The organism is Paenibacillus sp. Paensp38, from assembly GCF_059491915.1.
In genome coordinates, this window is record NZ_CP168516.1 from 5,650,929 (window position 1) to 5,673,373 (window position 22,445).

General features: G+C 48.0%; 10 protein-coding genes. 8 read left to right on the forward strand and 2 right to left on the reverse strand.

Annotated features, from left to right (window positions below; genetic code table 11):
* Positions 1–644: 644 nt before the first annotated feature.
* On the forward strand, positions 645–842 hold the full coding sequence (locus tag ACEN8J_RS25090; RefSeq protein ID WP_013312263.1) for a cold shock domain-containing protein: 198 nt from the start codon (positions 645–647) through the stop codon (positions 840–842).
* 158 nt (positions 843–1,000) lie between these two features.
* Here the strand turns inward: ACEN8J_RS25090 and ACEN8J_RS25095 are convergent, their stop codons facing one another.
* Positions 1,001–12,076, reverse strand: coding sequence for a DUF7507 domain-containing protein (locus ACEN8J_RS25095; protein ID WP_495594117.1), 11,076 nt, complete (start codon positions 12,074–12,076; stop codon positions 1,001–1,003).
* Positions 12,077–12,509: 433 nt separating this feature from the next.
* Here ACEN8J_RS25095 and hpf point away from each other — a divergent pair, with 433 nt between their 5' ends.
* From hpf to ACEN8J_RS25120, 5 genes are all read left to right on the forward strand, one after another.
* Positions 12,510–13,064, forward strand: coding sequence for a ribosome hibernation-promoting factor, HPF/YfiA family (gene hpf, locus ACEN8J_RS25100; RefSeq protein ID WP_029514571.1), 555 nt, complete (start codon positions 12,510–12,512; stop codon positions 13,062–13,064).
* Between the two features lie 412 nt (positions 13,065–13,476).
* Complete coding sequence (gene secA / locus ACEN8J_RS25105) at positions 13,477–15,927, forward strand: preprotein translocase subunit SecA (protein WP_039271459.1); 2,451 nt, start codon at positions 13,477–13,479, stop codon at positions 15,925–15,927.
* A 225-nt stretch (positions 15,928–16,152) separates the two neighbouring features.
* Positions 16,153–16,287 carry a hypothetical protein gene (locus ACEN8J_RS25110; protein WP_280921432.1) on the forward strand — a complete coding sequence of 45 codons (135 nt, stop codon included), beginning with the start codon at positions 16,153–16,155 and terminating at the stop codon, positions 16,285–16,287.
* Between the two features lie 152 nt (positions 16,288–16,439).
* Positions 16,440–17,553 (forward strand): peptide chain release factor 2 gene (prfB, locus tag ACEN8J_RS25115; RefSeq protein WP_141695457.1). Its coding sequence is split into 2 segments (ribosomal slippage): positions 16,440–16,511 and positions 16,513–17,553, totalling 1,113 coding nucleotides; the frame shifts between segments, so codons are not numbered across the junction.
* 97 nt (positions 17,554–17,650) lie between these two features.
* Complete coding sequence (locus ACEN8J_RS25120; protein ID WP_495594571.1) at positions 17,651–18,550, forward strand: YitT family protein; 900 nt, start codon at positions 17,651–17,653, stop codon at positions 18,548–18,550.
* A gap of 99 nt (positions 18,551–18,649) precedes the next feature.
* Here the strand turns inward: ACEN8J_RS25120 and ACEN8J_RS25125 are convergent, their stop codons facing one another.
* A complete protein-coding gene (locus ACEN8J_RS25125) occupies positions 18,650–19,564 on the reverse strand; it encodes an SMP-30/gluconolactonase/LRE family protein (protein WP_495594119.1) in 915 nt (304 codons plus the stop codon).
* 418 nt (positions 19,565–19,982) lie between these two features.
* Between ACEN8J_RS25125 and argC the strand changes: the two genes are divergently transcribed.
* Together argC and argJ are read left to right on the forward strand one after the other, a co-directional pair.
* Complete coding sequence (gene argC, locus ACEN8J_RS25130; RefSeq protein WP_495594120.1) at positions 19,983–21,032, forward strand: N-acetyl-gamma-glutamyl-phosphate reductase; 1,050 nt, start codon at positions 19,983–19,985, stop codon at positions 21,030–21,032.
* A gap of 105 nt (positions 21,033–21,137) precedes the next feature.
* On the forward strand, positions 21,138–22,364 hold the full coding sequence (argJ, locus tag ACEN8J_RS25135; protein WP_495594121.1) for a bifunctional glutamate N-acetyltransferase/amino-acid acetyltransferase ArgJ: 1,227 nt from the start codon (positions 21,138–21,140) through the stop codon (positions 22,362–22,364).
* The last annotated feature ends 81 nt before the right edge of the window (positions 22,365–22,445 follow it).

A 22,445-nucleotide genomic window follows, 5' to 3' on the forward strand; every position in this document is an offset into this window, starting at 1 on the left:
ATTAAACCTATTTAAAAAACTTAAGTTTGTAACTGTTTGGAAATAGATCAATTATTTATTAATGGTGTTGCTCTAATCAGTCCAAATAATGTAAACAGAGTCTATCTCAATTTTATTGGGGCAAGGTTCTGCTTTTATTATGAGATAAAGTTGCAGTTGTAGAAATAGTTAATTGCCAAACATCAGACTATATAGACTAATTTTCGATTTTCCAGTGTCCAGATAACGCATTTTTTTTGATTTTAAACCTTTTCTGTTTATGGAGGCTATACTTCAAGAAGTTGTAATGAATTAGAGGTTCGTATAAAAAATCTCTGAAAACAATTAGATTTCAATGACATAGATGGAGACCGGAGTCTTTTATATGATCTAGATGAAAAGAGAGTAAATAAGAAACAAGAAAAATTCTAATTAATTTTATTTTATGAGTTTCAAACATTCAAAAAGAGTTTACTATACTTGTATAGTAAACTCTTTGCTTAATATACCATTTCAATCTATAAAAATAGATTGCTTTGTAAAATTGGAATAACTATGAATGAAAACATTATCAATTCCAATTGACAATGGATAACTTTGGATGGTATAGTCGGAAATGTGGGCGAGAGCTTCACTTCATTTGATGACGAAGGGAATGTTAGTGCATGCAAGGTAAAGTAAAATGGTTTAACGCAGAAAAAGGTTATGGTTTCATTGAAACATCTGACGGCGGCGACGTATTTGTACATTTTTCCGCAATTCAAACAGAAGGCTTCAAAACACTTGAAGAAGGACAAGACGTGGAGTTCGACATTGTCGAAGGCGCACGTGGACCACAAGCCGCTAACGTAACCAAATTATAATCATCCCCGGCATAGCCGACCTACATAATTGGTAAGATGGTTAGCAATGGATAACGCGCTAGCACTGCCCTGGAATTTATTCCAGGGCTTTTTTATGTTTTCTAATTACATAAAAAAGCCCCTTACCCGGTGGTAAGGAGCTCAACGCAACAGAACATTTACTCTAGAGAACCATCAAAGTCAGCCATCTCCACAAAAATGGTATTGGAGGAGGCAGATTGATTCTCTACACTTCCGTCTGGATAGCGGAATTGATAGCGCAGGATGACCTGGGCGATCAGATACGCGCGGAGCGCAGATTCGATGTCGAAAGAAAAGATGATGACGGCTTTGTGGTCTGGGTCAAGCCGACCTAACGGAATACCTTGGAGCAGGTTAGGATGCGGAAGCGGCAAAGAATTCACGGTGACCGTTCGCAGCAAAATGAAATCTTCGGCTGCAAATGGTGCAGTGAGCAAGAGCTCTTCCAGTGGAGTATTGCCGATGTTTTCCACATGGACGGTGAAGGACAGGGTATCTTCTTGGCCGACACGCAGAGCGCTGGAGCTAAGCGTGAGTTTAGGAATGGCTGCCATAACGGTCACGCCAACGGTGTTGGTCTGGGAGGTTTCCTGGATGGTCTCTCCTCCACTACGACGTGAGGTATATTCGATGATGGCCTGGTTGCTGAATGTTCCATCGGCAGGTGCTTCACGAATTTGCGCCTGAAGCGTAAGGGTGAGCTTCTCCCCTGGTGCAATATCCGGGAGCGTGATACCTGCGACGGGATTAGCACCTGGCTGTGCTTTTTCTTGGATAGTTAGGCTGTTGGGTACATAAATGAGTCCATGCGGCAACGGGTCCGTGAACAACGGATATTGTGCAGTGATCCCCCCTTTGTTAGTAATCTGAATGGTGAAGGTGAGTGTGTCGCCTACAGAGGCATCTGTGGTGTTCACCTTTTTAACTAATTCGAGCAGTGGGGATACAATTGGGATCGTAACGGCTTTGGTAGTCAATGTCCCTGATACGACTCTTCCTCCAGGTAGCGTAAACGAGTAGGCAAAGGCAGCTTGATTTACGATGTAGCCGGATGGATGCGTCTCTGATACGGTCACTTGATAAGTCAATGTCAATGACTGACCTGGTTCCACATACCCTAGGCTAACACCGATAGTTGGATCGGCTCCCGACAGTGATTGACCGTTCAACTGTATGCTGTCAGGAATCAACAGAGTCCCGGCAGGAATGAAATTTTGCAGTGTAACTTCGGATGTTACGTTGCCGAAGTTGTTGAGCAGTACCGTATAGGTAAGACCTTCTCCTGCGATGGCCTCCGTATTTTCCGTGGAGATACTTGCGGCAAGCTGTGGATCGAAAACAGCTATAGTCACGGTATTGCTGGTAACCTCGCTAGCCCCGTCACTGCCAGCATATTGAAGCCGCACGCTATTGTTTAGACGTCCTCCGAGAGGCAGAGACTGAACGTTCACGCTGTAGGATACATCAATTGTCTGTCCTGCCTGCAAGCTGCCGATAAATAATGGTTCACCCGGCTTGCTAGAAGCAGGTGGAGAACCGCTAATTCTCAAGCTATCCGGGTTTATGATGGTTCCATTCGGTACGTAATCGGCTAACACTACATCGGTAATGACCGAGCCTCCATCATTAACAAGAGTCAACTGATAAGGCACAGCATCGCCTAATGCGATAGTAGACACTGTTGTGCGTAGCACGGCTGACAAGGCTCCTTTAGCAGTAGGGGCTACTTTAACCGAGACAGAAGGTGAAGCAGTTACCAGATTCGTGCTTCGTCCGTCCGGCAGCTGGTAGGAGTAAGCCAGCGAAGCTTGATTCACCAGTGTGCCAGACTCGGAGGCACGAACGACAAGCGCGGAGAAGACGGTAGTCGTCTTTTCTCCTGGTGCGATAGTGCCTAGGGCAATGCCTTGCCCTGGACTGACGCCATATTGAGGGATTCCATTAACCGAAACAGAGCCAGAAACAAAAGAAAGCTCCGATGGCAGTGAGTCCGTTAACAAGCCAAATGCACCGATATTCCCAGTATTTTCTGCAATGATGGAATAGGTGATGCTTTGACCTGGCTGTACGCTCTCCGTGCTGGCTATTTTCGTCAGTTTCACTACAGGCTGAAGTAAGGCAATGGTGACAGCATTGGACAAAACGGCACTCGCTTCTTCACCATTTGAGAGTAACAGGCGTGCCTGATTCGTACGTGGTCCTGGCTGTTCTGTCGCTGTGATACGGACATCAAAGGATATGACAGTCTTGGAATTCGCTTCTAACGGTGGCAAAGGTATACCGGTGCCGGGATCGCTTTCTGTTACCGTAGATCCATTAATCTGAACTGAACCTGTAATAAACTCGATGTCTTCTGGCAAAATATCCAGCAAACGGGCATCTTGCACGGTATTTGTATCCTCGTTGAAGATCACGAGTTCATACGTCAAGGTTTCGCCAGTAGTGGCGAAAGGTGAGCTTACGCTTTTACTTAATGTGATGTCTAGCGGTGACACGGCAACCTCAACAATGTTGGATAAACGGAAACCGCCTGCCTCTCGCCCATTTGGTGCATTAAAGCGATAGTCTACCTCGGCCTGATCAACCAGCAGTACGGTTGCAGGGATGGAAGATACCAGCACTTGGAAGGTGACAGTTGCCGATTGTCCTGGTGGTATGGCTGGAGTCGGGATGCCGGAAACCGGGCTTGCACCGGGAGCTGCAATGCCATTAATCGAGACGGTGTTGGGAAGGAATACAGAGCCGTCTGGAATATTGTCGCTTACCGTAGTTGAGGCTGCAATGTTACCCGTGTTGGATACGACAATCGTATAAGTGATGATGTCTCCGACGGTGGCATTATTAGTATTGCTTGTTTTGACTGCTGTCAGGATCGGCTGGGAGACTGGAATAGTTACCACATTAGATGTTGAACTGCCAGTAAATGCCCCGCTGGTAAAGCTAACGGATGCCTGATTGGTTAATTGTGCCGATGTGGGCAAGAAATCAACTCGAGCCTGGAACGTAACGGTAGTAACAGCTCCTGGAGCGAGCGTACCGATGGCAATACCAAATCCAGGATTTCCATCAGGGAAGGAGGTTCCATTTACAGTAACACTGCCATTCACAAAGGAGCTTCCTGCTGCAATGATATCTGAAACCACTATATTATTGGCGGTACTGATTCCATTGTTGGAAACGGCCAAGGTATAGGTGATGATATCGCCGACAATGGCGTCTGTAGCTGCTGTTCCTTTGACAATGCTCACATCTGGTGAGGATACAGAGATACTAACTGTGTTGGATACCGCAGATCCGGATACTGTTCTGCCATCTGGTGGTTGGAAAGTGAATGAGCCTGATGCCTGATCGACCAGTACCTGTGGATTAGGCAGAGTATTGATAACGGTTTGGAACGTTACGGATACCGTTCCGCCTGGCAACACGGATCCAACGGGAACGCCAGTTTCGATGGACAATCCAGGTTGCGGACTGCCAGCAATGCTGACACTGTTGGCAAGGAAAGTCGATCCGGCTGGGATGTTATCGCTGATGGTAAGTGCTGCTGCAATATTGCCGCTATTTACGGCCGTAATCGTGTACGTCAGTGTATCGCCGACGGAGGCGTTAAGAGTGCTGGATGCTTTAGTAATTGCAATTAGCGGTTGGAACACAGGTACGATGAGTGGATCGGAAAAGGCAGTGCCAGTGAACGTTCCGCTAGTAAACGTGACGGCTGCAATATCTGTGAGCAGGGGTGGTTGCGGCAAAGACTGGACAGTCGTTTGGAAACTGACGACGAATGTATTTCCAGGTGCGACGTTTCCAATGGCAATTCCAGCAATCGGAGAGGCATTAGGGAAGGCTGCTCCGTCGATGAGGACACTGCCCGGAACGAAGGAGGTACCTGCAGGAATTGTATCGGTCACGACAGTATCTGTGACTGAATCCACACCGCTATTCGTGATGCTCAGTGTATATCTGATCGTATCTCCGACTACAGCGGCTGACAGACTGGATGTTTTCGTCACCTGAATATTAGGTGCAGACACAGCAACATTGACTGTATTGGATGTGACGGAACCACTCAGCACCCTACCATCTGGCGGTGAGTACGTAAAGTTCGCTTGCCCTCGGTCGGTCAATATAGGCGGAGTTGGTAGAGACGAGACGATGGTTTGGAAGCTCACTGTAATACTGCCTGAGGGGGCCAGTGATCCGAGCGTTATGCCTGTAACTGGCGAAGCTCCTGGTACAAGGATGCCGTTAACGACTACGCTGTTAGGCAGTAGCTCAGAGCCAGTAGGAATGTTATCCGACAGCACAGGTATAACGGCAATATTTCCGGTATTAGTGAGTGTCAGGGTGTAGACCAATGTTGAGCCGATTTGTGTGTTGACGGTGTTGACGGTTTTGGTCAGGCCGATGATTGGCTGATAAACAGGCAAGGTCACCGGATCGGATTGCGAAGACGAGGTCAACGCGCCCGAAGTAAAGCTGACGGTTGCTTGATTAGTTATTTGCGGCGGCTGCGGCAGACTAACGACGGAGACCTGGAATGTAACGGCTGCCGAGCCACCTACTGCAATGGTGCCAACAGGGATACCTGAGCTTGGTGATGCAGTAGGTACAGATGTGCCATTCACGGTTACACTGCCAGAAACAAAGCTGGTGCCGGGCGGCAGCTGATCAGATACAACGGCATTGACGACTTGACTGATTCCGTTATTCGTAGCGACGACAGTATACGTAATGGTATCTCCGACTACGGCATCCGTAGCAGAGGCTGTTTTGGTAACGTCCACATCCGGCGAAGAGACCGAGACGGTCACGGACGGAGATACTGCACTTCCAGTCAGGACACGACCATCTGGAGGTTGATAGCTGTAAGCTGCGGTCGCCTGATTGACCAATGTACCTGATGCGGGCAGTGAGGTAATGACTGTCTGAAAGGTCAGAGTAACGGTCGTAGCTGCACCTATGATACCTAATGGAATCCCAACACTTGGATCTGAACCAGGTGCGGCGGTGCCATTGATCACTACACTATTAGGTATAAAAGCAGCCCCTGCCGGGATGGGATCACTAAGTACGGTATCTGCACCGATGTTTCCAGAGTTCGTAACGGAGAATGTATAGGTTACAGTATCTCCAACTGTAGCTCTTCCCGCTCCCGCGCTTTTAGTTACAGTGACGATCGGTTGATACACAGGGATGGTAACGGGATTGGATACCGAAAATCCATTAAATGCACCTGAAGTAAAGCTGACGGTTGCTTCATTAGTGATGGACGCCGGTGTCGGCAGGGATTGTACGTTAAGCAAAAAGCGAATCGTGGCTCCGCCACCAGCTCCAAGCGTTCCGACAGGAATGCCATTTTGTGGGTTGGCTGTAACAACAGGAGTACCATTAATTGTAACGCTGCCCGGGACAAAGGCGGTTCCGAAAGGAATGGTGTCCGTAACGATTACGCTAGTAACCGGATCGAGTCCGTTATTGAACGCAGTTATGACATATGGGACAGAATCGCCCACGACAGCGACAGCCACCTCGGCTGCCTTTGTGACTGTTACATTCGGTGACGAGATTGGAATGGATACAGGCAGGGCTGCTCCGCTTCCAGTCAACGTTCGTCCATCTGGCAATTGGAACGTGTAGTTCACAGTGGCCTGGTTGGTCAGTATAGAGCCAGGTGGTACTGATATGACCACGGCGCTAAACGAGACGGTTACCGTCGCGCCTGGTGCGATTGAACCGATATTGATGCCTGTAATAGGGTCCGCTCCGGGAATGGGCGCACCGTTGACCAATACGCTATTTTGATTCAGGCTAAGCGAGCTGGATAACAGATCAAGCACGACCGTTTCTGCAGGCGCGTTGCCGGTATTGGTTACAGTGATGAAAAAACCTAGTGTATTCCCTACGGTAGCACGATCCGCACTGAGGGTATTGGTCACATTCAAGATCGGTTGTAATACAGGCAGGCTGACTTGATTCGAGACGGATTGACCTGCAAAAGCCCCGGAATTAAAGGATACCGTTGCCTGATCTGTTGACAAACCTGATGCTGGCAAGGATGTTACTGTGGCCTGGAAGGTAACCGTTGCTGAGCTGCCAGCTGGAACAGTGCCTACGGACACACCTGTAGCAATGTTGGCTCCTGGTATAGTGATACCGTTGACTTGTACGGAGTTAGGTATAAAAGTAGTGCCATCAGCTATCGGGTCGATAAAGACCGTCCCTGTTACAGGTTCAATGCCTCCGTTTGCTGCGGTAATGGTGTACGTAATGGTGTCTCCAAAGGCTACAGAAGTCTGATTGACTGTTTTGGTCACGGTGACATCTGGATTGGATACAGGAATAAACACCGGATTGGATTGGACGCTTCCGTTTAATGTGCGACCGTCAGGTGGCTGGAAAGTGAATGTGGCCGAACCTTGATTTAACAGGCCCAGGCCAGTGGGGACAGCGTTAATGACCACTTGAAAGGTAAGAGAAACAGAAGCCCCCGCTGCAATGTTTCCGACTATTACCCCTGATTGGGGATTGGCTCCAGCAACAGGCAGACCGTTCACGGTGACGCTATTCGGTATAAAGGAGGAACCAGATGGAATGGCATCGGTGAAGGTGGCGGTTGCTGCTAGATTACCTGTATTTTGGGCAGTGAGTGTATAGACTACGGTGTCGCCTACCGTTGCTTGACTCGTATTTGCGGTTTTAAGAAGACTGATAATAGGCTGGTAAACAGGGACGACAACGGTGTTGGAGAGTGATGTGAAGTTCAGTGTACCGCTGGTAAAAGAAACTGTAGCCTGATCACTCAGCTGAGGTGGGTCAGGCAGGCTGTTGACAGACACGGAAAAGGTAACGGTTGTTGACGCTCCAGCAGCGATGGAGCCAATTGGAATCCCCGTTAAGGGGCTTGCTGACGGCAGCGTTGTTCCATTTACGATAACGGAGCCAGGAACAAAAGAGGAGCCTGTCGGAATGGTATCGGTCACACGAACATCTGTTATGATTTCAATGCCACTATTGGTAGCTGTAATAGTATAGGTTATCGTATCACCAGGAACGGCATCAGTTGCCGAGGTGCTTTTACTGACCTGCACATTGGGTGACGATACAGGAATTGTGACAATATTGGACGAAACATTGCCGTTAACAATCCGGCCATCCGGCGGTTGAAAGGAAAAACTGATATTCGCCTGGTCGGTGAGTTGGGGAGGTAAAGGCACGGAAGTAATCACCACCTGAAAAGTTGTTTGAGTTACGGCTCCAGGTGCAATGGAGCCAATAGACAGACCTGCTTCGGGACTGGTACCAGGAATAGGAACACCGCTGACGACCACACTGTTCGGTACTAGTGCTGAGCCTGCGGGAATACTGTCTGTCAATGTGGCAGCAGCAGCTATGTTACCATGGTTGGTTACCGCCACGGAATACGTTACGATATCGCCAACTGTTGCCCGTAGGAGGTCAGCAGTTTTACTTACAGTTAGCACTGGAGCATTGACGGCTACTGTCACCGGGTTAGATACTGACACGCCTGAAAAAGCACCGCTCGTGTAGCTGACACGCGATTGATTGATGAGCTGCGGTGGACTTGGTAATGGAGAGGATACCGTTACCCTGAAGGTGATCGTAGCTCCCCCTCCAGCGGCAATGCTCCCAATTACGATACCTAAAGAAGGATCTCCACTGGCTATTGTGGAGCCATTCAGCGTTACGCTACCCGCAGTGAATTGAGAGCCGGCCGGGATAGGATCGGAAACGACCACATTGTTCACGGTCTGGATTCCGTTGTTAAGTACGGTCAGGGTGTATAATACCGAATCACCTGGAATGGCGGTGAAACGGTTTGCAGTCTTCGAAATGGACACATTCGGCGCAGACACAGGAATGGATAGCACGTTGGACGATGTGCTATCTGTTCGCACCCGCCCATCAGGCAACGTAAAGGAAATGGCGGCGGTGGCCTGGTCTGTCAGTTGAGATGGTGTTGGAAGAGAGGCTACTACGGTTTGAAATGTCAGTGTGATAGGGCTTTGCGGCGACACGGTTCCGATGAAAATGCCTGCTGCTGGACTGGCTCCAGGCTGACTAACACCATTGATTACTACGCTGTTCTCCATAAATGTGGAACCGGCAGGAATAACATCTGTCAGCGTTACAGAAGCATTATAGTTACCGTTGTTCGCGACCAACAATGTATACAGAATTGTGTCGCCTATCGTAGCTACTGTTGTATTTGCAGATTTGACCACACTGATACGAGGCTGATAAACCGGCACAGAGACGGTATTCGTCTGGGATGTTCCGGTAAAAGCACCGCTGGTGAAGCTGACACTGGCTGTGTTTTGCAGCGGCTGTACGGACGGAACGGCGTTGACTAGCACGGCATAGGACACCTGCACGGATGCGCCTGCGCCAATGGTACCGACTGGAATGCCACTTCTTGGATCGACTGTGCTCACAGGTGAACCACCGACGGTTACGCTTCCGGGTACAAATGACACGCTGCCGGGGAGTGGATCGGTAATCACGGTGTTTGTGATGGGGTCAATTCCGTTATTAACGGCGTTCACGCTGTAGGTCAGCGTTTCGCCAACACTAACGGATGTGAATCCCGCAGACTTGGTTACGGCTACGTTGGGAAGCGAAATCGATACGGAAACAATATTGGAAAAAAGCGAGCCCGAGAGGGTTCTTCCGTCTTGCAACTGATATGAATATTGGAGCAGGCCCTGATCGTTTAATCCACCCCCGGGTGGTAGGGAATCTACTGTCGTCCGGAATGAGACTGTAATTTGTGCACCAGGGTTTACGGTGCCCACTGAAATTCCCGTATTAGGATTGGCGCCTGGCACTGAGGATCCGCCGACAATGACGCTTCCGGGAATAAAGGTGGAGCCTGTCGGTACGGTTTCCGTCAAGGTCGTGTTTAATACGGCTGTTCCGGTATTAGCGATGAGAAATGAATAAGTAATCGTCCCGCCAACACTGGCACGGTTGGAGCTTGCGCTTTTGGTAATCGTCGGGGCTGCAATAACGACTGGTATGGTTACAAGATTGGACAAAGATGATCCGGTAAAGGCCCCGGAAGTGAAGCTGACAGTTGCACGATTGTTGATCTGTGCAGGAGAAGGCAGAGAATTAATGGCTGCCCGGAATACAACCGTAACCGATGCGCCTGGAGCTAAAGTGCCGATCGGAATGCCGTTCACAGGTGTAGCACTCGCAGAGGCAGTTCCGTTCACGGTGACGCTACCAGGTACAAAGGCAACTCCGCTTGGCAGCGGATCGGTAATGACTATATTGGTCACATTGGCGATTCCGTTGTTTGTGGCGGTTATGGTAAATTGAACAGTCTCTCCGACTGCGGCTGCCGCCAGGGAAGATGTTTTTGTCACGGTCACATTTGGTGAGGATACGGGAATGGTGAGCGTGTTGGACGTCCCGCTTCCGTTCAATACACGTCCGTCAGGCGGTGTGAAGGTATACGTGTAAGCCGCCTGATCGGTCAAATTACCAGAGGCGGGAACCGCGTTGACGAGAGTCTGGAAGGTCACGGGTATAGTAGCACCTGTATTAATTGTTCCTACTGAAAAGCCAGTAGCGGGATTGGCAGCAGGCACGGAAGAACCGCCAATGGTCACACTACCGGCTATGAAGGATGATCCGGTGGGAATGCTCTCCGAAAAGCTGAGATTTGCAGCAATGCTGCCCGTGTTGGATATCTGAAACGTGTACGTAATCGTATCTCCAACTGTAGCAGCCGTTGTATTGGCACTTTTAACAATACCGATGACAGGCTGGTAGATCGGTGTGCTCGCAGTGTTGGACGGAACGTTGCCGGAAATGACAGGTCCTCCAGGTACGGTTTGGAAGGAAAAGGATGCCGATGCTTGATTGCCCAGCTGGGTGTTTGCTGGCAATGAAGTGACGGTTGCCCGGAATGTAATGGTCACCGTGGAAGCAGGAGCTACACTACCTACTGTGATACCTGTAGTGGGATTAGCTGTTGGCTGGGCTGTGCCCGCGACAACAACACTGCTGGGTACGAAGGTAGCCCCGGCTGGTATGGTATCGGTAAGTACTGTGTTGGAAGCACTAACGAGCCCCGTATTCGAAATGTTAACCGTATAGGTCACTGTATCGCCAATAACCAAGCCCGTAGAGCTGGCCGTTTTGGTCAGAGTCACCAGCGGAGCATTGATATCAATTTGAATGGCGTTGGCATTTACAGTGTAAATATCGCCATTGGTTGTCAGCTGAAGGACACCCGTGGTCTGGCTGTTGAGTAGCGTGGAGGAAATATCGACATTGGTAATGTCCCAGCCTTGCCGTCCGCCTGTCACCTGCGTTCCAGGTGAGCCATTTACGGCATTAGTTGTACCGAAGGTCCCGGTCGTGACCAATGTACCGTCATCTCCGTTTATTTGCGAAGCGAAAAAATTAGTCGAAAAATTATTAGGCCCAGACAGCGCAGTCAAACTGGATGTGGTAGGTCCAAACAACGCACGGTCACCAGTGATGTCCACGTCACCCTCTTGGGCGCTAATCAGCGCCCTGCCGCGCAGAGTTCCCTGTACAGGAGTGGCAAAGCCACTCACTACAACGTTGACTGAGCCAGTAGCACTGCTGACCCCCTCACCGCCTACACGCAGCGACAGGTTACGGAAGGGCAGAGATGGGTTATTGTACACCACAGCGAGCGTCCAGCCGGCATGGTTGGTATTGGTGGAATCAGGAACCGTGATGGTGCCCGTCACATTTCCGACCGTGTATGCCCCTGCGCCGCCTTGAATGACCAGATTTGTGACATTCGCTGTTCTCACATAGGTACTGATACTGGTGACGTTGACTGATGTTGCAGATTCAGGACTGACCGTAGTAGATAAAGCAGGTGTCTGAAATGTGACCGGGTTGCTGGAGCTGGACAATACATTGGTACTGCCGTTGGCATAACTTCCTCCCCAAATAAGTTCAGCATACAGCACTGTACTGCCCGCAGGGAGCACAAGAAATGCTGTCGATGAGTTACTGGTAAAGGTAGAAGTCGTGCCAAATGGATACGTGCCGAAGCGAGAGGCTGTATTGGTTGTGATGAATGCGCCAATGCTGGTCGTTGTTCCCGGCGCTCCTACCGAATTAGAGCGTGCCAGCCCAAGTGTATTCCCTATAAAGGTGACAGCCCCCGTCTGGTTCGTTACGTAACGCTGAATAAAAGCCATGGATTAGCTTCCTACTTTCCATCTCTTCCAAATCCGTTATCTTGAGATCTCCGTATAGGAAGAGCCAGCTAGGCTGGGTGTAATAATCCTTTCGTATAAATTGTCTGCGTTGTAACCAGGCCTTGCATACCGCACAAGTCCATGTACCTGTCCAGCGGGAAAGGGACACCCCCTTTTTCGATAAGATCGCTTAGCATGAAGCCCAAAATAGTTGTTTGTCATGACGTCAGCGGAGCAATATTCGTATATGCACTCATTATTCACATATGTATGCAAGTCGATTTTAAACATACCTGTTTTCAAAGAATGACGTTATGGGAAGCGTTTTAGCGAAAAAAGAGGGATTTTGTAAAATAGCTTCGAAATGTTGGTCTCTTTTTTTACTTGGCGTTAACATATGTGCTATACTGAAGGGGCAAAGGAGGCGTGCCCTATGAACTTAACAGTACGAGGTCAACAGATCGAGGTTACCGACGCTTTGAAGGACTACGTTGATAAGAAATTCAGCAGACTTGAAAAGTATTTCGATGCACCCCCGACGTCTGATGGAAGTGTAACGTTAAGCACAACCAGAGATTTGCACACTGTAGAAGTAACCATTCCTTTGCCGGGGCTTGTACTCCGTGCCGAAGACGAGAGCGATGACATGTATGCATCCATTGATGCCGTGGTAGACAAGCTTGAACGGCAAATTCGCAAGCACAAAACCAAGCTAAACCGAAAATTCCGTCAAGAAGGCAGTTTGAAAACCCTTTTTGTGGAAGATCCGGCAGGTGGCGTGGCTGTTGCTGAAGATGCAGAACTGGATGAGCTGGAAGTTGTCCGCACCAAGCGTTTCTTATTGAAACCTATGGATGTGGAAGAAGCTATTCTTCAAATGAACATGGTTGGACATAATTTCTTTGTGTTTTCCAATATTGACAACGAAGAAGTTAACGTAGTTTACAAGCGCAATGATGGTAAATACGGTCTGATCGAACGGCAATAGCCTGTGAAGTAGGAACTTTTCACATTTTAAAATGAATAGAACGATTTCGATTGAAGCATGCTTCATGGATATTAGGAAAATGAAAACAACACGAGCCTTATCCTTGCGAACCTGGCGGGATAAGGCTCTTTTATATGTTTTTTTGTGAAAGTAAGGAAATTTAAACTTGGATAAGTGTAATCAAGTTGTGTATTTCGTGCGTCAATTGTTTTGGTATCTTTAACCGGATGCAAATCTGGAGGCTGCTTGTGTTGCGGCATGTCCTACAAACTGTTACAATTTATGCAAAGTACATCGCACGATGGGCTGGTACAGCCGGGCCTGTCAAACATATCGGGAATCAATTTCATCATGGACCCTTTCTTATTGTGAAATTGATTCTATTAATTGTTTTGCGCGAAAGGGGTAAACCATGCTAGGAATTGTTAAGAAAATCTTCGGAGATACCAATGAACGTGATGTCAAGCGTTTAATGAAGACGGTTGAACTGATCAATAAGATAGAGCCGGATTTCGAAAAGCTCTCGGATGAGGAGTTGCAAGCGAAGACGGTGGAATTTAAAGCTCGGGTCGAACAAGGGACTACGGCTGAAGAAATTTTGCCAGAAGCTTTTGCTACTGTTCGCGAAGCGTCCAAACGGGTGCTGGGTAAACGTCATTATGACGTACAGATGCTCGGCGGTATTGCGCTGCATGAAGGTAAAATTGCCGAAATGAAAACCGGTGAAGGTAAAACACTGGTAGGAACACTGCCGGTTTATTTGAATGCTCTGTTGGGCAAAGGCGTGCACGTGGTTACGGTCAATGACTATTTGGCGCAACGTGACAGCGGAGAAATGGGACAAATTTATAACTTCCTAGGAATGTCCGTAGGGCTTAATTTGGCCAACATGGATCATGCCGCCAAGCAGGCAGCATATGCTTGTGACATCACATACGGTACAAACAACGAGTTCGGATTCGATTATCTGCGCGATAACATGGTGCTTTACAAAGAGCAGATGGTACAACGTCCGTTGTACTTCTGTATCATTGATGAAGTGGATTCCATTCTCGTCGATGAAGCCCGTACACCATTGATTATTTCAGGACAAGCTCAGAAATCGACCGAGCTGTATTTTGCGGCTGACCGTTTTGTGAAGAGCCTGAATGTTGAAGAAGATTACACGCTGGATATTAAGGTGAAGTCGGTTGCTTTGACCGAAAACGGCGTATCCAAAGCTGAAAATTTCTTTGGTCTTGAAAACTTGTACGATCAGGAAAGTGTTACAATCAATCACCACATTGTACAGGCATTGAAAGCTAATGCTATTATGCGTTTGGATGTGGACTATGTCGTGGCTGACGGTGAAGTCCTAATTGTCGATGAGTTTACAGGTCGTTTGATGGCTGGACGTCGTTACAGTGATGGTTTGCACCAAGCTATTGAAGCAAAGGAAAACATCATTGTACAAAATGAAAGCATGACATTGGCGACAATTACATTCCAAAACTATTTCCGTATGTACCGCAAATTGGCGGGTATGACGGGTACAGCTAAAACAGAAGAAGAAGAATTCAAAAAAATATATGGTCTGGAAGTGCTCCAAATTCCGACGAATAAGCCTAACCAGCGTGTAGATATGCCTGACATAGTGTACAAGAGCGTGAAAGGCAAATTCCATGCTGTGGTAGATGAAATCCTGGAGCGTAACAAAAAGAACCAGCCGATATTAGTAGGTACGGTTTCTATTGAAAACTCGGAGCTTCTTTCTGAAATGCTGAAACGCAAAGGCGTTCGTCACAAAGTGCTTAACGCCAAGTATCATGCTGAGGAAGCTGAGATTATTTCCCGTGCAGGTGAAGCAGGCGCAGTTACCATCGCTACCAACATGGCCGGACGTGGTACTGACATCGTACTGGGTGAAGGCGTATCAGAACTTGGTGGTTTGCACATCATCGGTACAGAACGTCATGAATCCCGTCGTATTGATAATCAGCTTCGCGGACGTGCAGGACGTCAGGGTGATCCGGGCTCCACACAGTTTTACTTATCGCTGGGCGATGAGTTAATGAAGCGTTTTGGTGCGGACAACGTACTGAATATGATGGAGCGTTTGGGCTTCGAGGAAGACCAACCTATCGAGAGCCGTATGATTACACGTGCTATCGAATCAGCTCAAAAACGCGTCGAAGGCAACAACTTTGATCAGCGTAAAGTCGTTCTCCAGTATGATGATGTAATGAACCAGCAGCGTGCTATTATTTACAAACAACGCCGTGAGGTGCTGGAATCAGAGAACATCAAGGAAATTGTGTTTGACATGATCAAGCCTGTCATTGAGCGTGTAGTGGAAGCTCATTGCGGGGATGACATTCCTGAAAACTGGGAACTTGAAGAAGTAGCAGAGTATGTGAATAACAACCTGCTTGAGGAAAATACACTTACACGTGACGACCTGTGGGGCAAGGAAAAAGAGGAGATCGTGGACATGATCTTCGAAAAAGTTACCAACAGATACCACAGCCGTGAAGAAATGATTGGCGAAGATATGGTACGCGAGTTCGAGAAAGTTATCGTACTGCGTGCGGTCGATAGCAAATGGATGGACCATATTGATGCTATGGATCAATTGCGTCAAGGTATTCACTTGCGTGCTTACGGCGGTACCGATCCTCTGCGCGAGTATCAATTTGAAGGCTTCGAAATGTTCCATGCTATGATTGCTAGCATCCAAGAGGAAGTAGCGACATACATCATGAAAGCACAAATTGAATCCAATCAAGAGCGTCAGGCTGTCATCGACGAAGACAAAATCTCGACGAGTGGTGAACCAGCTGCTCCTAAAAAGAAATCCGCTCCTTCGCGTCCGCGTAGAAAATAACGGATTGAAATTAAGGGAGAGTCTTGAGATACACTATTCCCTGCAGTGCATATAATGGCAGGCGGCAGTTCAACCACTGACCGTCGGCCATTTTGTGCCATACAGGGGATGCACTGATGTTTTCAGCTTATAGTGTTTTTGTTGGAGGATCAGTTTGAATATTTTTTTCTTGAGAAGATTGTCCCTATTTCTATAATTATGACAAGCAAGCGGGTCTTAGCTTGCTTGTCAGTTAATTCAGCTCTTGACTCGGCTCACATACCTGAGCCGATTATCTATAAGTCGTTTGACTTTACGGCGGTCGGTAGCGAAGTGAAGGATTTGAATCTGGAGAAGCGTCAGCGTTCGCCTTTGCAGTGAGATGCCCACCTTTGAATGTGTTAATCCAATCAAGGGCATCTCGCTGCAACAGCGATCGTAAGATCAAATCATTCGCGCAGCGTCTCTTCACCCAGCCGTAACTCACAACGCTTTTACTTCCCCTAACCATATATTAAAAGGAGAATGACAGCATGATTGATCCAAGTGTAAAGCATGATTTGCGAGAAATAGGCAAGAAACTAACAAACCTTAGGGGGTCTCTTTGACTTAGATCTCAAACAGGAAATGATCGCAAACTTTGAAGTAAAGATGGCTGCACCTGACTTTTGGGATGATAATGATAAAGCCCAAGGTGTAATTGCAGAAATGAACGCTGTTAAGTCTTCAGTAGACAGCTATGAACAGCTTCGTCAGGAATACGAAGATGCTGGCATGATGGCTGAGCTGGCTGATGAGGAAGGCGATGAAACACTGGCTGGAGAAATCGAGAATAGTGTCAGTTCTCTGCTGAGCAAGCTTCAGGAGTTTGAGTTGCAATTGCTTTTGAATCAGCCGTATGACAAACTTAATGCCATCCTGGAGTTGCATCCGGGAGCAGGCGGAACGGAGTCCCAAGACTGGGGACAAATGTTGCTACGGATGTATACTCGCTGGGCTGAAAAACGGGGCTTTAAGGTAGAGACCCTGGATTATCTAGCGGGTGATGAAGCAGGAATTAAGAGTGTAACACTTTTGATCAAAGGTTATAATGCCTATGGCTATTTGAAAGCGGAGAAAGGCGTGCATCGGCTTGTTCGTATCTCTCCATTTGATTCCTCCGGCCGTCGGCATACATCGTTCGTATCCTGTGATGTGGTGCCTGAAATTGCGGATGATGTGGACGTTGAGATCCGCACGGAAGATCTTAAAATTGATACGTACCGGGCCAGTGGTGCGGGAGGTCAGCATATTAATACGACCGATTCAGCCGTTCGGATTACGCATTTACCTTCCGGTATTGTCGTGACCTGTCAAAATGAACGCTCCCAGATCAAGAACCGAGAGCGTGCCATGACGATGCTCCGTTCCAAGCTCTACGAGCGTAAGATCGAAGAGCAGCGTCAGCATTTGGATGAAATCCGCGGAGAACAGTCCGATATTGCATGGGGCAGCCAAATTCGCTCCTACGTGTTCCATCCGTACAGCATGGTTAAGGATCACCGTACTAGCGTGGAAACTGGCAACGTAGGGGCTGTCATGGATGGCGATCTCGATCCCTTCATCGATGGTTACCTGCGCAGCCAAATTAAGCTGGACGCAGAATAATAGCCTGTACGTTTTCCTACAGTCCGCAGACCATGTGCCTGCAGACTGTAGGAATTTTTGTGTAACGGTATTTTTTAATTAAAGGAGAACACGAATGATGCCTCAATTGAATCCTCCCGCTGCTCGCCGAAGACGACGCAAGCCTCTGATTGCCGCCAGCGGACCCGCACGCAACGTGACCGATATTTTGCTGATTATACTCGGCTCTTTCATTACAGCGCTGACCTTTAACATGTTCTTGCTCCCAAACCGGATTGCATCCGGGGGGGTATCGGGCTTGTCTATCTTGGGCGAGGAGCTGTTTGGCCTGGAACCAGCCTATACGCAGTGGGGAATGAATATTCCATTATTTATAGCAGGGGTCCTGCTGTTAGGGAAAAAATACGGTTTGCGTTCTTTGCTGGGAAGTATTATGCTGCCGCTATTCGTTTATGTTACGAAGGACTGGGCAGTTCCGACAACCAATTCGTTGCTGGCTTCGCTATATGGTGGAATCGGAGTAGGGTTGGGTTTGGGTACCGTGTTTCGGGGCAGGGGCTCGACGGGTGGATTGGCTATTTTGGCGCAGATTATTCAAAAGTATACGGGTTTTAGTCTTTCTCTCTGTGTCATGTTGATGGATGGCACGGTGATTACACTGGCTGGTTTTACCCTCTCGCCAGAACGGGCGTTGTACGCGTTGATCGGCTTGTTTGTAACGGGCAAGGTCATTGATGCCGTGGAAATGGGATTGGGCTACTCCAAAGTGGCTTACATCATATCCAATCAGAAAGAAACGATCACGCAGGCTATTTTGCAGGATTTGGACCGGGGATTGACAGAGCTGGCAGGACGGGGCGGTTACACGAACGAAGAACGTCCTGTGCTTATGGTTGTAGTCGGACAAAACGAGGTAACTCGCCTTAAAACGCTCGTCCGCTTGGTAGACCCGGAAGCTTTTGTGATTATTAGTAATACTCGTGAAGTATTGGGTGAAGGTTTTAAGAAGGAAAGTTGAAACAAAGGGCCCCGTCTGGAGGACTGCTGTTAACTGAATCCATGCAGGAGAGCCCACTAATATAGTAGGCTCTTCTCTCTTCAGTATGCTTTACTAGATTCATTTTACTAATCGTTCAAGCCAATTTGCCGTTTGTCCTTGATTAAAATACGAGGTAGGCGTTCCTTTTACCCCTGTTTTGACCATAAATAGGCCGCCTGCTAAGGGTTGATCGGCACTATCATCATCTTGAGCAGTCGTAATATATAACTCATCCAGCTGTTCACCGCCAAAAGCGCACGAAGTCACACAATTGACGGGAAGTGATACCTCAGCAATTACTTCTCCATGAGCAGGATGGATACGGGAGACACGTTTACCACCCCATCTCGCGACCCACAACATGCCCTCTGCATCGATTGTCATGCCATCTGGATACCCTTCACTTTCATCCAATCTAGCCACCAGTTGCTTATTCCTAATAGTGCCTTGCACCACATCGTAATCGAAGGAGACCACCTCCAATGTTGGAGTATCAATGTAATACATTGTACGATGATCTGCGCTCCAGGCTAATCCATTAGATATGGAAGCTTTATCAACCAGTAAGGAGACCTTGCCTTTTGTGTTCAGACTATACAATGCTCCTTGCGCATGTTCGCCATTTAGACTCATGGTTCCTGCTAAAAAACGTCCGGCAGGATCGCATTTTCCATCATTAAAACGATTACCTAGTCTACCTTCCTCAGGATCATGAATTAATACTTTGGCCCCTGTCTCAATATCTAAACAATATAGACCGCTAATCAGCGCTACGATCACTTTATTTTTGAGATAAGGTACAACTGCACCAATATGTTCACCAACATTTATTGTAAGATCTGTGCATGTAGAAGGATCGTAGATATGCAATTGAAAGCCTTTAATATCGACCCAAAATAAACGTTGAAACCGCTGATCCCAGCTGGGACCCTCGCCTAACTTTGCTTTTGCATCTATAACGATATTCGCTGTATATGTTTCGATGTGTAACACCCCTAACGTATAGGTTTATTTTCGACCCCAATTATCCGCTTCAGCGGTTCCTCTGAGCAGATTCACTAGATGCAGCGCATGTGATTTCCTCTTGTATGTAGTGCTACATGTACTCCCTTCATGTTCAACAAGTCCATAAAGTGCAGTAAATGACCAATCGAGATGAACTCCAATAAGTGAGATCATGTAAAGGGAATATCCCCCTTATTCTTTATGCAAAGTGGCAAGCTGTATTCAAGAAGTTCGCTGTCTATTTTTTTATTTACTTTATTATAGCTCGTATAGCTTGTCGGTCAAAAGAATAGACAAGAGCGCATATTTTAAATTAGGGGGAATAACATGACATGAGGTGTTGTATTTATATAAATAGAGTCGTATAATAATACATATTTCATACGAACGGAATGGAGGAAGGTCTGTGAGCAGCAAGTTAAAAGTGGCAATTGTCGGTTCCACCGGGTATGGCGGGGTGGAGCTGATTCGTTTTTTGGTTCATCATCCGCAAGTAGAGATTGTATCTGTTATTTCTTCGTCCAGCGCGGGTGTCCCAATCAGTGACGGATTTCCACATCTGACGGACATTGTAGTGCAGGATTTGGACGGTGTCGAAGTCCACGAAATTGCTGCTAAGGCCGATCTGGTTTTCACTGCTACGCCATCGGGCGTTAGTACCAAGTTAGTGCCGCAGCTTCTTGATGTCGGACTGAAGGTCATTGACCTTTCCGGGGACTTTAGGCTCCGAAGCGGGGAAATGTATGAAGCTTGGTATAAAAAGCCTGCGGCTTCCCCCGAATATCTCAAGCAAGCGGTATACGGACTCAGTGAGGTGTATGCAGAAAAGCTGGCGGGCGTTTCTTTTATTTCAAATCCAGGCTGCTATCCGACTGCAACATTACTGGGGATTATTCCTGCGCTGAAAGCGGATTGGATCGACCATCGGTCGCTGATTGTGGATGCCAAATCCGGTGTATCCGGCTCGGGTAGGGGAACAAGCCTCGTTTCGCACTATGCGGAAATGAACGAGAATTTTAAGGCTTATAAGGTGAATAAGCACCAGCACATCCCTGAGATCGAACAGGTACTGGGTGATATTGTGGGCGAGGACGTTACGATTACGTTTACAACACAACTTGTTCCTATGACCCGAGGAATTATGAGTACGATTTATGTCACGCTGAAGGGTGACCATACAGATCAAGATCTTATCGGGTTATACCGGGATTATTATAAAGGCCATCCTTTTGTCCGTGTACGTGGCGAAGGTATATGGCCAGCAACGAAGGAAGTAATGGGTTCGAATTACTGTGACATCGGTTTTGCAGCAGATGCCCGAACCGGGCGTCTTACGATTATTTCTGTCATTGATAATGTTGTGAAGGGTGCCGCTGGGCAGGCGATTCAGAATTTAAATTTGATGATGGGATGGGAGGAGAACCTCGGGCTAAGCTTCATACCGGTATATCCGTAAGTAGCAAGTAACTGCAACATGGATACGGATAACGGCAGCAAGCGGGAATTTGGAATACAAACAGCTGTCATTCATCGAATATGTTGCGAACGAGGGCACATAATTATGGGCAAAGTAGAGTTTATAGTAGTAAACGGGGGGAACATCGTAACTCCGCGTGGTTTTACAGCCGGCGGATTACACTGCGGGCTAAAAAATTCGAACCGCAACGATATGGGCGCGATTCGTTGCGAGGTAGAAGCGACAGCTGCTGCGGTGTACACCACCAATGTGTTTCAGGCTGCACCGCTGAAGGTGACCCGCGAGAGCTTGGCAGATGGTCGATTGCAGGCAGTAGTGGTGAACAGCGGAAACGCCAATGCCTGCACGGGACAACAAGGAGAGCAGGATGCCTACACTATGCGTTCGGCTGCGGCTCATGAACTGGGTGTTGCTGAGAGCAATGTAGCCGTCGCCTCGACAGGCGTGATCGGCGAGCATTTGAAAATGGATTGTGTGCTTGAAGGTATATCCTCCTTACCTGACCGTATGAACGGGGCAAACGATGGAGCAGAGCAATTTACCCAAGCCATTCTGACAACGGACTTGGTTAAAAAGGAAGCATGTGTGGCGGTTGAAGTGGACGGTGTGACCGTGCACATCGCCGGGGCGGCCAAGGGATCGGGCATGATACATCCGAATATGGCAACGATGCTCGCTTTTATGACCTGTGATGCAGTAATCGGACAGACGGCGCTTCATCAACTATTAAAGCAGGCAACGGATACCAGCTTTAATATGATTACGGTGGATGGGGATACGAGCACGAACGATATGCTGATTGCTATGGCAAGTGGGCTGGCTGGCAACCGTGAACTGCACGTAGGGCATCCCGATTGGGACGCTTTTGCCGAGGCGTTCACCTATATCTGCCGAGAACTGGCGAAGGCAATTGCTCGCGATGGAGAGGGTGCTACGAAGCTAGTAGAGGTGTCTGTAAGCGGAGCGGTAAGCGATGCGTCCGCTCAAGCGATAGCCAAGACGGTGGTTGGGTCTAGTCTGGTCAAGTCAGCCGTCTTCGGAGCAGATGCGAATTGGGGACGGATTATTGCGGCCGTAGGGCGTGCTGGAGAGCCAGTTAATCCAGAAACGGTAGATATTCGCTTGGGTGATATTGTTGTGCTAAGCCAATCAAGTCCGGTCGCTTTTGATGAAGAAGAGGCGCTAGCCTATTTGCGGGGAGATACGGTGCAAATTATTGTTGATTTGCATCACGGAGACGGAACCGCTACAGCATGGGGCTGTGACCTAACCTATGATTATGTGCGGATTAACGCAGCTTATCGGACATAGATACCCGAATAAAATACGGATTGAATAAGGATAGTAGTTAATAGAAGCAAAGAGCGGATATAAGTCCAGCATCATTTAAAA

Coding starts and splice junctions, on each gene's coding strand:
- secA (WP_039271459.1), top strand. CDS start 13,477: ATGCTAGGAATTGTTAAGAAAATCTTCGGAGATACCAATGAACGTGAT.
- ACEN8J_RS25120 (WP_495594571.1), top strand. CDS start 17,651: ATGCCTCAATTGAATCCTCCCGCTGCTCGCCGAAGACGACGCAAGCCT.
- ACEN8J_RS25090 (WP_013312263.1), top strand. CDS start 645: ATGCAAGGTAAAGTAAAATGGTTTAACGCAGAAAAAGGTTATGGTTTC.
- hpf (WP_029514571.1), top strand. CDS start 12,510: ATGAACTTAACAGTACGAGGTCAACAGATCGAGGTTACCGACGCTTTG.
- ACEN8J_RS25095 (WP_495594117.1), bottom strand. CDS start 12,076: ATGGCTTTTATTCAGCGTTACGTAACGAACCAGACGGGGGCTGTCACC.
- argJ (WP_495594121.1), top strand. CDS start 21,138: ATGGGCAAAGTAGAGTTTATAGTAGTAAACGGGGGGAACATCGTAACT.